Source organism: Shewanella pealeana ATCC 700345, assembly GCF_000018285.1.
Taxonomy (GTDB): Bacteria; Pseudomonadota; Gammaproteobacteria; order Enterobacterales; family Shewanellaceae; genus Shewanella; species Shewanella pealeana.
On sequence record NC_009901.1, the window covers coordinates 3,286,303 to 3,301,871 of the forward strand.

Annotated in this window: 8 protein-coding genes; all 8 read left to right on the forward strand. The window is 45.2% G+C overall.

All coding sequences use genetic code 11. From position 1 onward, the window contains the following. The first annotated feature begins 55 nt into the window (after positions 1 to 55). Complete coding sequence (locus tag SPEA_RS14280; protein ID WP_012155921.1) at positions 56 to 2,215, forward strand: OmcA/MtrC family decaheme c-type cytochrome; 2,160 nt, start codon at positions 56 to 58, stop codon at positions 2,213 to 2,215. 503 nt (positions 2,216 to 2,718) lie between these two features. Next, entirely contained in the window at positions 2,719 to 5,190 is a 2,472-nt protein-coding gene (locus SPEA_RS14285) for an OmcA/MtrC family decaheme c-type cytochrome (protein WP_150102234.1), read from the forward strand. A gap of 455 nt (positions 5,191 to 5,645) precedes the next feature. Further along, positions 5,646 to 7,883 (forward strand): OmcA/MtrC family decaheme c-type cytochrome, encoded by a 2,238-nt coding sequence (locus tag SPEA_RS14290; protein WP_012155923.1) that lies wholly within the window; start codon positions 5,646 to 5,648, stop codon positions 7,881 to 7,883. A 381-nt stretch (positions 7,884 to 8,264) separates the two neighbouring features. Beyond that, positions 8,265 to 10,280, forward strand: coding sequence for an OmcA/MtrC family decaheme c-type cytochrome (locus SPEA_RS14295; protein ID WP_012155924.1), 2,016 nt, complete (start codon positions 8,265 to 8,267; stop codon positions 10,278 to 10,280). A 115-nt stretch (positions 10,281 to 10,395) separates the two neighbouring features. Further along, positions 10,396 to 11,382 carry a DmsE family decaheme c-type cytochrome gene (locus SPEA_RS14300; protein ID WP_012155925.1) on the forward strand — a complete coding sequence of 329 codons (987 nt, stop codon included), beginning with the start codon at positions 10,396 to 10,398 and terminating at the stop codon, positions 11,380 to 11,382. A gap of 12 nt (positions 11,383 to 11,394) precedes the next feature. Further along, a complete protein-coding gene (locus SPEA_RS14305) occupies positions 11,395 to 13,494 on the forward strand; it encodes an MtrB/PioB family decaheme-associated outer membrane protein (RefSeq protein ID WP_012155926.1) in 2,100 nt (699 codons plus the stop codon). Between the two features lie 861 nt (positions 13,495 to 14,355). Next, complete coding sequence (locus tag SPEA_RS14310; protein WP_012155927.1) at positions 14,356 to 14,934, forward strand: hypothetical protein; 579 nt, start codon at positions 14,356 to 14,358, stop codon at positions 14,932 to 14,934. A 22-nt stretch (positions 14,935 to 14,956) separates the two neighbouring features. Beyond that, entirely contained in the window at positions 14,957 to 15,559 is a 603-nt protein-coding gene (locus tag SPEA_RS14315; protein ID WP_012155928.1) for a uracil-DNA glycosylase family protein, read from the forward strand. Positions 15,560 to 15,569 lie beyond the last annotated feature (10 nt).

The window sequence follows — 15,569 nt, forward strand, 5'->3', positions numbered from 1 at the left end:
ATAATTAGTGCCAGAAACAAGTGGCAAAACTAATTACAAAACTAATTACAAAGTAATGGAACGCAAAATTATGGATAAGAAAATTAAACACTTAAAACTGAGTTTAATTGCGATCACCGCTTCAGCCCTGCTTTTTGGTTGTAGCGATGGCAATGACGGCGCTGATGGTAAAGATGGTGTCGTTGGCGTTGATATTGATTCAACCTCCAGCATTCAGGCGCAGTTTACCGAAGCCAGCGTGACAGACGGTTTGGTCACGGTTAACTTTAACCTTGAAAACGCAAATGGCGTTGCTGTATTAGGCCTAGATAAAGACAATGACTTGCGCTTTGGCATCGCCCAACTCGCTAAAGTCAGCGAGACCATCGATGAAGTCGAATACGACCGAGGTTATCAATGGCAAGCCTACAATAATGCCCTTAAAGAGCCTGGCACCCCGCCGGATGACAGCAGCGACCTTAATCCTTCTCCACAATATCAAGCCGATGTTGAGGCTGCGAGCGCCTGTGAAGACTGCTTAGTAGATAATGGCGATGGTAGCTATTCTTATACTTTCCAGCAGAACATCGCTAATGTGACAGAGCCGCTGGCAATCACCTATGGCGAAGACAATACCCATAGGGTAACGATGGAATTGAAGTTGCCACAAGCCACGGCAAACGCCCACCATGATTGGCAGCCATCAACAGGTGCAATCACAGATATTCAAATCCGTAACGTGGTAAGCATAGAAACCTGTTACACCTGCCATCAACCAGAAAGCCTTGAGCTTCATGGCGGTCGGCGTATCGCGCTTGAGAACTGTGCTAGCTGTCATACCTCAACTTCTGGCGATCCTGAAAGTGGCAACAGCGTCGATTTTACTTACATGATCCACGCCATCCATAAAGGCCAAGACAGAGAAACCAGTACTGCCGATGGCATGGTGCCAGCACCGTACAAAATAGTTGGTTACGGCGGCAGCGTGCATGATTATGGCAAGGTGATGTTCCCTCAAAAGCCTGCTGCTAATTGCGCCTCTTGTCACGTTGAAGGTGAAGGCGCTCCCGCGAATGCCGATCTATTCAAAGCCGACCTCAGTAATACGGCTTGCGTAAGTTGCCACACAGAGAAGCCATCTCAAACTCACAGCAGTACTAACTGTGTATCTTGCCATAACTCAACCGATACCTATCGCGGCACAGGCAGCGCTGAGAAACGTCACGGCGACTTATTAAAAGCCTACACTGAAGCTGAAGCCATGGGGGTTATGTTTAGCAATATAGGCTTAGATACTAGCGGTAAACTGAAGTTTGATGTGCAAATCCAAGACAGCAGTGGCGAAGCTGTTGGCTCTGAGTTTATCGAAACGGGCACCCGCGTCATAGTGGCATGGGACACAGATAAAGACTTCCCAGCTTATGCTGACGCGTCGTACTCAAACCGCCGCTTCAAGCTTGAAGACGGCACATACGACAGCGCCGCTAAGACCTTCACTATTATTGCAAGCACATTCGATATGCCAAGCGATGCTGACGGCAAGACCTTTGAGCTTTGGTCTACGGTTGAAGTTTGCTTCAATAGCGGCGGATATTTAGTTGAATCGATCCAAATGACAGAGTGCTCAGACAAGACCCGCTCAGTTGCCGTAAAAGAAGCACCCTACCACTTTGTTTGGTCAGGCTCAGGTGTTGATGACACCATGCAAGCCGCGATGCGCCGCTCAATTATCGACGCAGCTAAGTGCCAGAGCTGTCACAATCAAGAGAACTATCATTACAACAATGGTTATAACTGTCAGACCTGCCACACTTCTGATAAAACAACCAAAACCGATGATAGTTACCCGGGCGGTAAAAAACCAACCAGCTATGCATTTAAAGCCCACGAAGCCGATGGTCACTACCTAAAATATGCTGGGGTTCAATCGGGGACGGTACTTAAAACTGATTGCTCAACCTGTCACACCACAGACGGCATTCAGTTAGGCCGAGCGAGTGATAGAGTGTGGCGCTATGGTGATACAACCACCGGGACCGATATTTGGGTCTCTTCCGATGCAGGCGCTTGTCTAAGTTGCCACCAAAAGTACTTAAGTGACTCAGGTGCAAACCATATTGTCGCCAACGGTGGTATTCTCGATGGCATGAGTGCAGCAGATGTGAATACTCGCTCCGCTGAAGCCTGCTCGACCTGTCATAATCCAGCGCAGTTAATGGAACTCCACGGCAACTAAATTATCCACTTGCCTGACGATGAAATAAAAGGAGGCTTTAGCCTCCTTTTTTATTGTGCCAAATTCAATGCAATGACTAGCCAACAGGTTTAGTTAACATTAAAACCAACTTTAACCAACACCCTACAAACACTGCGCAAGAAACGAGCAACACCCACCTCGTGTAGATGTAAACAAAATGATAATTTTGACAGTTGTTAGCCAGCCACATTTTTGATGTAAATCAAGTTATCATCCAAATCAAGTGCGAATTTTAAGCTTACATTAACTTTAAGTTGTTCAAAATTAATACAAACTTAAATCTAGCGACACGCCAAGGCTAAGTCATTGTTTTTAATGCAATTTAACATTTATCAACATTCAAAGCCTGCACTGAGGGTTCAGATCTCATTTACCCTGTTCATCTAAAAGAAGGCTACCTCTTTTGGGTAAGATCGTGTTGAGGAACCCCCTCATGCTAAAAGAGGTATAAACCTCATAGCAGCTAACCTATGCAGGGAAAAATGATGATGAATCAAAATAAAATTAAATATGCTGTCAAATCAGCCATTGGCCTAAGTATGCTCTCAGTAGCACTTGTGGGTTGTGGCAGTGACGGCAAAGATGGTGAAGACGGTGAGAATGGCAATATAGGTGTCGATATCCAACAAGCCACTAGCTTGCAAGCCAATATCCTCCATGCCACAGTGACCGACGGTATTGTTGCGGTTGACTTTAAACTGGAAAATGCCAACGGCGTAGTGGTATCTGGCTTAGAGTCATTCGATGACATTAACACTTTAGGTTTTGGTATCGCTAAGCTTGATGCACTGCAAAAGCGTGACATGCATGCTTTAGGGCAGCCTGTTACGCCTGAACAGTTTAAAGGAGTAAAACCCACTCAATGGACTAGCTATATTAACACGGTGAAGAGTGCCAACTTAGAGCACATTCCAGAGGGTTACAACCATCTTGCGGGCGACCAAATCCAAGCCAACATTGAGACCAGCTGTAAAACAGAATGTATTGAGGTGCTAGAGCATGGCACTTACCGCTATACCTTTTCAAAAGCACTTTCAGAATATGAGCAGATAGAAGCAGTCAATACAGAGTTTAATGCAGAGCTCACACACCGTGTCACATTAGAGCTTAAACCAACAAGTACATTTAGCGCTGCCACTTTGATTAACACTCATTATGATTTTGTGCCTGCACTCGATCGTGCTTCCGAAGCTGATGAAACTCGTAACCTTGTAGATCTACAAGAGTCATGTATCCGCTGCCATAGCGATGACTATGATTCTGCAGCATCAAAACTGATGATGCATGGCAGCAAACGCATTGAAATTGAGAACTGCGTAGTCTGTCATACCTCCTATTCTGGCGATCCTGAAACTGGCGCGACCATTGACTTTGGCTCAATGCTGCATCGCATCCATGACGGCACTTACCTCATGGCAGGATACGGCGGTAGTGTACATGATTACACTGGCACCACTTTCCCAACCGATATGGGTAATTGCCAGACCTGCCATATCAATGAGAACCACTCTCCAGCGCAAGCTGAAAACTTCCAGTTCCATCGCCAAGAAGCCTGTGCATCTTGTCATATGGCCGACTTCAATCCGGTCAATAATGCCGAGTGGCTCACTCCACCAGGAGAAAGCAAAGATCGCGGCTTTGTCGGTAACTACTTTCACTACTATGCAACACCAGAGCTCGATGGTGTAGAAGGTGCAGATGTTCGTGGCGTGTTTGAAAATCAGTCTTGCTCAAGCTGCCATGCCGACGATAGTAATCCGCAAGGCGCGGCTATATTCCATATGGCTAAAGCCAATGAGACTATAGATGTTCGTGAGCAATATGCTTACGAGTTGAGTAATGGTGTATTCGATGCTGAAGCAGGCACACTTGAGTTTACGCTAACTTGGGATCGCGAGCAGCCTCCACATGAAGACAGCGCTATCAATGCTTTCTGGATCAACATTCAGGCTTTCGATGGTATTGAACTTGTTATGGGTCCTAGACCTGACAACGGGCCTTTGGGACGTTCAGAGTCAAGAATATCAATGAATCTGACTGGATTAGAGAGCAATGAAAACTTAGCAGCAATTATTGAAGGAAGCTCTATAACCTACACGATCAGCGGGATTACTTCAGATAGTATACACACTCAAATATCTGATTTAGGTCAGGGATTCATTGATGGCAAGTTGATGGTCTGCGCACAAGGCAGCGAAAGAGTTCCAGCTCCTACAGCAACGATTGATTGCGAACGCTTAGAAAGCGATCCATACAATTTTGAACTTGCAGTAAAAGGTAACAAAGCTTCTTTCTCTGTAGATGGTAGCAGTATCAATATGCGCCCCATTGTTGCCTCAGAAGAAAAATGCGCAGCCTGTCATGGTGAGCAAGCTGACTTCTCTATTTCACATATTGCAAAATATGCTGATCGCGCACCAGACAATAGCTGTGGTACTTGTCACTCGGCAGAGCCTAACACTGCAGTTAACTTAGCTGATGGTAGCTGCGTAGCCTGTCACAACGGAACTGGCGCTCCAGGCCACAAATACTATGATTTCAGCCAAGGCTTTGACTTCAAGGTTATGATCCACGGTATTCATTCAGACAATCGTGCTAAATACACTTCAGGTAATGGACGAGATAAAACTCAAGGTGATATCACCTATCCTACAGATGCAGCAGACTGTGCAGCCTGTCATGATCAAGGGCAGTTAACATTAGCTAACCTAGCTGATACTCCTCCAACGCTTTCTAAGGATGGGACTTACTCTCCAACTGTAGCCGCTTGTGCTTCTTGTCACGCACCAACTGCTGAAGGAAATAGTGCAGTCATCAGCCACTTCGAATCAAATGGCGGTGTATATCAAGGTAGTGAAGGCAGTTACCAGTTAGGCAGTGAAAGCTGCGCAACTTGTCACGCTGAAGGGAAATCTTTCGGGGTAGACAAGGTGCACCCGACTAACTACAAATAACCTTAAGCATATGCCTTGAACAAGGGCTAATGTTAAAGAGTGTCCCCAAAAGCGAGAAGTTATCTTCTCGCTTTTTTTATGCCTTAAAAAAAGCAAGCTTACCAAGCACAAACCTGCTGATTATCTATTCGATTTAAAAAGAAAAAACAACCCAATAAAACGGCGAGAACTTAAACAGAAACTGTTTAACACCTGTACAACAAATGACTGTTTTTTGAAGAGTGATTCTTAATCGATAATTAAATTAGTCCTAAAATGGGCACTTTCTATATACCCCTAAAGAAATAGTCAGATCTCAATCACATAAAGGGGCTAAAACACCTGCTAAATATCTCCCTCTTAGATAGCCTTAGTGTTGGAAATAAAATTCCACACACTAATTGCGGTTAAATGAGAGTTGTTCTCATATAAAACCTGCAGTTAGTGATGATTAAAAACTATTGCAGGGACATAAAATGATGAACAAATTTAATCTAAGCGCTGCTTCAAAAGCATTGCTTACAGCCGGAGTGCTATCTTTAGCAGTCACAGGTTGTGGTAGCGATGGCAAAGATGGTAACGATGGTAACGATGGTGTTATCGGCGTAAGCATCGATAATGCGAAAAGTATCAACGCAATTATGACTGACGCGACAGTTGATGCGGGTACCGTAACTGTTGATTTCAAACTTGAGAATGACAATGGTGTAGCTATTATTGATTTAGATTTAGCTAAAGAAGGTCTTGAACTCAACTTTGGCATCGCCCAGTTATCTCAAATCACAGAATTGATGGGTGAAACTGAAGTTGATAGAGGTTTCCAGTGGCAAGCTTATATCAATTCAGAGAAGACTCCGAATCCTGACTACGCTCCAGAAGATGATTCAAACATCAAACCATCTAATCAATTTCAAGCGAATGTAGAAAGTGCTGCTTCAAGTTGTGAAACTTGCTTCGTTGATAACGGTGACGGCTCTTACAGCTACACGTTTAAGCAAAATATCGCCGATGTAACCACACCTGTAACTGTGGCTTTCAACGCCGAAAACACACAGCGTGCAACACTTGAGCTTGAGCTTGAACGTGGTAGCCAGAAAATTGCTGCAAATGCACACTTCGATTGGCAGCCATCTACAGGTATGACAGATGGCATTCAAACTCGTAACGTGGTTGCAATTGAAACCTGTTACACATGTCACCAACCAGAAAGCCTTGCTTTCCATGGTGGTAAGCGCATCGACCTAGAAAACTGTGCCTCTTGTCATACAGCGACTTCAGGTGATCCAGAGACGGGCAACAGCATCGACTTTACCTACATGATCCATGCGATTCATAAAGGTAGTGACAGAATGATCAGCACAGCTGAAGGCATGGTTCCAGCGCCTTACAAAGTCATTGGCTACAAAGGTGGTGTACACGATTACGGTGATGTTAAATACCCACAAAACCCTGCAGCTGATTGTGCAGCGTGTCACGTTGAAGGCGAAAGTGCACCTGCTGACGCAGACCTATTTACAGCTGACTTGAGCAACACAGCTTGTATCGGTTGTCACACCGAAAAACCTTCTCAAATGCACTCAAGCACAAACTGTATGTCTTGTCACGTTGAAGGCGGCTACGCTAGAAGTGGCGAAGAAGCTCATGGCGATGCAACCAAGCGTTACAAAGAAAGCCAAGGCTATTCAGCTAAATTTACCGATGTTAAAGTAACAGACGGTGTACTGACTTTCGATGTGCAAATTCTTAACGAAAAAGATGAGCCGGTAGCTAGAGAGTTTATCGCCAACCCAAGCTCACACACGAAATCTAGCGTCTACTTCTCTTGGGATATTGAAAAGGACTACCCTGCTTACACCGATAGTACTAAATACAGTTCAAGAAACTTTGCTCTAACCTATGTCAAAGATTATAACGCTGACACTAAAACGTTCAGCGTCAATAGTTCAGTTGACAATCCTAAGTTAGTTCTTCCTGAAGAGCTAAATGGTAAGAGTGTTGAACTATATGCAGCTGTAGCCACTTGCTTCAAAGATGGCGGTTACGGTCGTCCATTGGTTGAGCCTATCGCATGTAAATATGATGAAACGAACCCAGATAGCCCTAAGTTGTTAACATCTCACGCCTATATTCAAGATGAGCCATTACGCTTCACTTGGAATGGTACTGACACAACTAAAGCCGCTAAAGAACGTCGTGAAATCATCGATAGCGCTAAGTGTATGGGTTGCCACAATCAAGAGATCGTGCACTTTGACAACGGTGTAAATTGCCAGGCGTGCCATACTCCTGACAAAGGTTTAAATAAATGGGGTGGTAATGTACCAACAAGCTTTGCCTATAAAGCGCATAAAGCTGACGGTCACTACCTGAAAGGTTCTGGCACGATTCTGAAGTCTGACTGTTCTACATGTCATACGGCAGATGGCATCAAGTTAGGACGCGCAGCAGACCGCGTTTGGCAAGATGTTAACGCTGAAGGCGAAGCAGTTTGGGCTTCATCAGACGCTGGTGCATGTTTAACTTGTCACCGTCCAACCGATCCTTGGTTTAAAGAGTCTACTCGTGCTCACATCGAAAGCTTCGGTGGTGTACTAGATGCTGACAGCGCAGATAAAGCAAAACCTGCATCAGTAGACAATCTGGCTGGTCTTGCAAATGAAAGCTGCTCGACTTGTCACTCTCCAGAACAAGTAATGCAAGCACACGGTCACTAGAAATTAATCGATTAATTTTCATTACCGTTTAATCATAAAGGGAGGCTTAGCCTCCCTTTTTATTTGCAATTTGACAGTCTCGTTCTGAGAAACGATTGCCAACTAGAGCTGAAAACTTTTATTACACTTATCACCCGGATAAGGCCAAGTTTTTCAACTTTCATGGCATTTTGGCCCACCCTCTTATACCTCTTTAGAAATAGGCAGATCTAAGTCACATCTTAGCACCTGTTATGCAGATTTTAGCCCTACATTACGTTAGCCTTTCCTTGGGGAATCTTATTTCCAGCATTGACTTAAGCGGCAATTAAAAAATTACAGTCGGTCTCGCTAAATCGAACCACACGTTTAAGACAGTGCCAAACCTATGCAGGGAAAAAAATGATGAATACGAATAAATCTAAAATTGCGCTGCTTCTAGCAGCTGGTGCTGTCTCTATGGCCCTTACAGGCTGTGGTGGCGACGATGGTAACGACGGTAATTCTGGCAACCCTGGTGGCCCGGCTGCTGATTACATCAACACGCTTAACCTAAAAGTGACTGACGTTACTTATACCGATGGCGTTCCAACAATCAATGTGTTTGCGACAAACGAAGAAGACCTGCCTGTAGTTGGTCTAACTGCGCTTGAAGTGAAAAAAGTTGTACAGCTTATCCCACAAGGCGCTACGGGTGCGGGTAACAGTGCAGAATGGCAAGCCACTTATAGCTCACCTCGTAATGATGCTGAGAAGCTAAAGCCTGTAGATCTAAAGAATGGTAACTACAGCTTCACTATTCCAGTTGAAGGTTATAACTCTGAGCTAACTCAACGTTATAACGTCATCGCCAGCGCTTCAACACTCGCCGATGGCGAAACAAGTGTGCCACGCACTGAGCTGTCACAAGACTTCTCAGGTGAAGGCTATGAAGCAACATACACTAAAGATGTCGTAGCGACAGCAAGCTGTACCTCATGTCATGCTGAAGGCAAGAAGATTTACCACGGTTATACCTCTTCTGAAACTTGTGCTGCTTGTCATACACAAGAAATGGCCGATGAAAAAGGTAAGCCACACGTAGCTTATAACTTCCTTATTCACAATGTTCATAACAACATTGAAGAAGCACACCTACCTGATGATGAAAAGCAAAACGAATCTGCAGAAAAGGCATATGCTTTAATTCAAGATAACTGTACAACTTGTCACATAGCACCAACCGAAGACAGCAACGAGCTAACTGAATGGGGCAACTGGTCAAGCGTTCCAACCATGGAAACTTGTACAAGTTGTCATACAGGCATCGACTTTGTCGCTGGTAAGGGCCACTCTCAACAAGCTGACAACTCAAACTGTATCGCTTGTCATAGTGCGAGCTGGACTGAAGAGCTGCATAACGAAGGCTTTGCTCAAAAGAAAGCTTTCATCGAGCAGTATGGGATGGTAGCAAGCTTAACTGCAGTAAAAACTGACACCGGTAGCGATACCACATTAAGTGTGACAATTACTGATGCAGCGGGCTCTGCAATTGATGCAACAGCTATTGTGGACAAAATCGAACAACTAGAAACCATCACTAATGTTGGTCCTAATTACCCAATCATGGGTTACAAGCCTAATCCAATAAACGGTACCGAGAAAGTTGTTATTAACTTAACCGAGGCGGATATTGTTGATGGTAAATTCGTAACGGTAATTAAAGATTTACCTTACGGTGATGCTAAAACAGATACTGACACCGCGTTCACTTTAATCGGTCTATCTCTATGTAATGATGGTGAGACAGCTGTTAAGTGTGAAGAAGGTGTGTCACATACTAGTGTGAAGGCTGCTATGGCACATGGCACATTATCTGGAGAGGCACCAAGCGTACGTCATACTGATTCAGTTAACTTCAAAGCGTGTGAAAGCTGTCATGGCACAGAATGGGAACTTCATGAGAAGTACCATGCAGGCTTTGTGATGACAGAACAGCTTGGCCGTGAAAATGCTGATGGTGAAACAGTTGTTGGCGTTGATGCTTGTGCAACTTGTCACACGCCAGACGGAGTTGGTTATTCTGGTAACTCACTAGCACTTGAAATGAGACTTCATAAAACGCATAAACAAGGTGACTATGCAGTTATTGCTGGCATGAATTGTGATCAGTGCCATAGCGACTTCAATCGTGATGCATTCAAAAATAAAGGTGCTATAGAAACTTCTAGCGGTGCATACAGCACACCTATCGCTGCGACTTGTGTGTCTTGTCATAGTTACAACCTAGACAGCTTTAAAGCCCACGCAGAAGGCCAAGGCGCGATTGTTAATAACTCTGAAATGACAAAACAACAAATTAGCGATGCAGCTCAGCTAGAAACTTGTTTCTACTGCCATAAGCCAACTGCAGACGATCACACTTCTGTGAAGATGTAATTTGCGCAACTCAAATGGACTCAAGTGTTAACCACCTGAGTCCAAGAGTGTTGAAAAAAGGGGGAGGCCTCTCCCCCACTTTCTCTTCAAAATTGTGCAAGTTTAGGAAGCTATTATGAAGATCACAAAAAGATTAAAAACCTTACTACCGGCCTTAATGGCGTCGGCGGTACTGTCTCTTGGTTTTGCTCAAACCGCCACTGCTTCTAAGTGGGATGCCAAGATGACTCCTGATGAAGTCGAAGCTACGTTAGATCAGAAATTTGCTGAAGGTAAGTACTCACCAAAAGGTGCAGACTCTTGCCTTATGTGTCACCGCAAGTCTGAAAAAGTGATGGACCTGTTCAAAGGCGTTCACGGCGCTGTTGACTCAAGCAAGAGCCCAATGGCTGGCCTTCAATGTGAAGCGTGTCACGGCCCTATGGGTAAACATAACCGCGGCGGTAACGAGCCGATGATCGCTTTTGGTCCAGACTCAACTCTGGCTCCAGAGCTGCAAAACAGTGTTTGTATGAGCTGTCATAAAGACGACAAGCGTATGGATTGGAATGGTGGACACCATGACAATGCAGATGTGGCTTGTGCTTCTTGTCACTCTGTACACACAGCTAAAGATCCTGTGCTGTCTAAAAACACTGAAATGGAAGTTTGTACTAGCTGTCATACTCAGCAAAAAGCTGACATGAACAAGCGTTCAAGCCACCCAATGAAGTGGGCGCAAATGGTGTGTAGCGATTGTCATAATCCACACGGCACCATGAGCGACGCCGATCTTGTTAAGCCTAGCGTTAACGAAACTTGCTATTCATGCCATGCGGAGAAGCGCGGCCCAAAACTGTGGGAGCATGCACCCGTTACTGAAGACTGCGTGACATGCCACAACCCACACGGCAGCGTTAACGAAGGCATGCTAAAAACTCGTGCTCCACAGCTTTGTCAACAGTGTCACTCTTCTGCGCATAGCGGTCAGGCACTATTTGGCAACACTGAACAAGGTTCTTCTGTTGGCGGCAATGCCATGACTGGCGGCCGTAGCTGTTTGAACTGTCACAACCAGATCCATGGTTCTAACCATCCATCTGGCAAGCTACTTCAGCGCTAAGGAGACGAGAAGATGAAATTCAAACTAAATTTGGTCACGCTCGCTTTGCTAACTAACGCCGGAATGTTATCTGGCGCGGCTATCGCTGCTGACGGTTACGGTATTCAAAATGCGAATACTGAAAAAGTAAAATTCGAAAAGTGGGTTTGTAAGAACTGTAAAGTCGAAAAAGGCGTATCAGGCACAGTAGGTATTGGTGCAGGTTATAGCGACAGCGATGATATTCGCTCGGCTAATGCGTTTGCCACCGAAGATGGCTTTGCCGGTAAAGTTGACGCCGATGTAAAATACACTGGCGAACATGGCTACCAAGCGACTATCGAAGCTGACAATCTAGGCATGGAAAACAGCCGCGCCGAGATCAACGCAGGTAAAGCTGGCCAATACAACTTGAACCTAAACTACCGTCAAATCGCTACTTACAAGACCGATAAAGCGATGAGCCCTTATCAAGGTATTGGTGGCGATGACCTTACCCTACCGGGTGACTGGGTTCATGGCGGCAGCACGCAAGACATGACCAACTTGTACTCAAGTCTGAATCCACTTGAGCTTTCGCTTAAGCGTAAACGCGCAGGCTTAGGTTTCGAGTACCAAGGTGAGACACTGTGGAGCACTTACGTTAATTATCAACGTGAAGACAAAACAGGTCTTAAACAAGCATCGGGCAGCTTCTACAATCAGTCAATGATGCTTGCTGAACCTGTTGATTACACCACTGATACCGTTGAAGCGGGCGTTCGCTTTGCTGGTGACAACTGGTATACGGCAGTGAACTATAACGGCTCAATCTTTAAGAATGAGTACAGCGAACTGTCTTATGATAATGCGTTCAGCCCAACCTTTGGTGCACAAACCACAGGTTATATGTCACTGGATCCTGATAACGAAGCGCATACCGTTTCGGTTCTTGGCCAGTATGTAGTTGGTCGCACTATCATGAATGGTCGAGTCTATTTCGGTCAGATGACCCAAGATCAAGACTTCAGCACATCGGGTTATGGCTATCAAATGCCAACTGAGTCGCTAGATGGTCGAGTCGATACTCAAGGTGCAACCCTTAAGGTTGTGTCTCGTATCAATCGTCAGCTACGTTTAAACGCAAGCTATGATTATAGCGACCGTGATAACAAGACCAATGTTGAAGAGTGGACACAGATCAGCATCGACTCAACAACGGGTCAAGCGGCTTACAACACACCATACGACATCACCACTCATAGAGCTAAACTTGGTGCAGACTACCGTCTAGCGCGCGGTCATAAGCTTGAAGGTGGTTATGACTACCGTAAGGATGAGCGTAGCTATTCAGACCGTGAAACCACTGACGAAAGCACCTTATGGGCTAAGTACCAGCTAAGTGCTTTTGCTAACTGGAACATGTGGATCAAAGGTAGTTACGGTCAACGTGACGGTTCTACTTACCAAGCGTCTGAGTGGACATCGAGTGAGCAAAACGATCTGCTTCGCAAGTACAACCTTGCTGACAGACAGCGTACTCAAATTGAAGCTCGTGTAACTCACAGCCCAATCGATAGCTTAACGTTAGATTTTGGTGCTCGTTACGCACTTGATGACTATAACGAAACACAAATCGGCTTAACTGAATCGAAAGATATGAGTTATGACGCGAGTGTGAGTTACCTCATCAATGATGACGTGACAGTAACGGCATTTTACAACCGTCAGAACATAGATTCAGAGCAAGCAGGTAGCAGCAACTTTGGTGCACCAAACTGGTATGGCAGCGTTGAAGATCAAGTCGATGTTCTCGGTGCAGGCTTTAGCTACAACAACCTAATGGAGCAAAAGCTTCGCTTAGGTGTTGATTACACTTACTCAGACTCGAACAGTAACACCCAAGTCACTCAGGGCATTACTGGCGACTACGGTGATTACTACGCTAAAGTGCATAACGTTAATGTTTACGCCTTATACAAAGCCACAGAGAAGATGGATCTGCGCCTAGACTATAAGATGGAAAACTACAAAGACAACGATGCAGCAAATGACATCGCGCCTGATAGTATCTCGAATGTGTTGAGTTTTGGCAGCAACAGCCACGACTATAATGCCCATTTGATCATGCTTAGCGTGAGCTACCGTTTGTAGAACATAGTTTTAGTTAAAACAAAAAACCCGCTTCATGCGGGTTTTTTATTGCCTATAATCGCCGTGGTGCATCGTTTTGGCTTTTATTAAAGAGCGTATCGACCACGAAGCGCTACGCTTTCACGGAGTACTCGGAGGAAAAGATTAAAGATAAAACTCAACGAGCTTAGCTTTTGCCTTTCTTCGTGCCCTCCGTGTCCTTTGTGGTGAGCCGCTTTTGTCTTCGAGCCTTTTGTCTTCGAGCTTGGTCTCTCTGTGTGACATTAGTAAGAATTGAGAACAGCCATAACTCTTCCATAAGAGCTTACCGACCACGAAGCGCTTCGCTTTCACCGAGTTCACGGAGGAAAAGATTAAAGATAAAACTCAACGAGCTTAGCTTTTGCCTTTCTTCGTGCCCTCCGTGTCCTTTGTGGTGAGCCGCTTTTGTCTTCGAGCCTTTTGTCTTCGAGCTTGGTCTCTCTGTGTGACATTAGTAAGAATTGAGAACAGCCATAACTCTTCCATAAGAGCTTACCGACCACGAAGCGCTACGCTTTCACCGAGTTCACGGAGGAAAGATTAAAGATAATACTCAACGAGCTTAGCTTTTGCCTTTCTTCGTGCCCTCCGTGTCCTTTGTGGTGAGCCGCTTTTGTCTTCGAGCCTTTTATCTTCGAGCTTGCCTCTCTGCCTTCCATGGGGGGGATTACCAGCGAGTATAGAGTTACGACTCGACCTAAACATCCCAAACAATTAAGTGAGCTTGATCACCTCAAAGATAAAAAAGTCCTAAAAATAACGCTCAAACCTGTGATGTTCTTGAACTTAATCCTGCTTTAGGAGATCTTAATATCAATCATCTTCAGTTTAAGAACTTACATGACTCGTTCAACCACTGCTTATAAATCGTTATTAGTGTCAGCTTTAATCGCGCCGTTACCGGCTTTTGCTATGGCTTCTGACACCACCAATGTGTTACTGCTCGCTATAACCTTAGGTGGATTTAGTTTATTCAACTTGCTGCTTAATGGACTGTTTTTCTTCACCGGTAAGTATCACAGCCGAAACTTTGCCAAGATGCATTCTCTTATCGCGGTTATTCCGGCTATTATTGCGCTATTTATTGCACTGATTTACTTTGATACTGCGGGCGCTATTTCAATGAATATTGGCGTCATTATTGTCAGCATTGGTCTTAGCCTACTGCCGCTACAGTTAACGCTATCAGCGACGAAAGCCCCGGGGAAACACACGGCGCTGATTATCGCCCTTACCGCCATTTTGCTATTAATTGCAGCCTATTACGTCGCGCCTATCGCTATCTTTGCCATTGCTTGCGCCCATGTAGCGCTCGTCAGTCAGGCCGATATCAAGGTTAAATTCTTAAGCATCACGACCCTTGTAACTGCTTATGGCTACATAGGTTATTGGGCATACCAAATTCTGCAATACAGCTAACGCAATCGCGAGCAGACTGCCTATGCCCAGTGAAATTAAATTAGTTCAACTCCAAGCAGAGATTGCTCAATGCCAAATCTGCTCGGAGTTTCTGCCTCTTGGCGCTAAACCTATTGTTCAGCTAGGAGCAGGGGCTAAGATTTTGATTGCCGGCCAAGCACCAGGACAAAAGACCCACCATAAGGGTCGCCCCTTCGATGATGCTAGCGGCGAGCGCCTAAGAGCTTGGCTTGGGGTCAGTCGTGAGCAATTCTATGATCCTGAGCTGTTCGCCATCCTCCCGATGGGATTTTGTTACCCCGGTAGTTATAGCGCTAGCGACAAGCAAAGCGGTGATAAACCGCCCCGCCCTGAATGCGCTAAACAATGGCGCAAGCAAGTGCTCAAGCAACTGCCCAATGTTGAACTGACATTGCTAGTCGGCAAATACGCTATTGAATGGCACTTAAAACAAAAAATCAGCGTCACTGATTCTGTCGCTAACTGGCAAGCAATGTGGCCCCAAACCTTAGTGATGCCGCACCCAAGTCCTAGAAATAATATTTGGCTAAAACGAAACCCAGAGTTTGAGCAGAAGATCATTCCTCAGCTACAGCAGCGTATTACAAAGCTGACACAAGGCTAGAAGTTAGAAG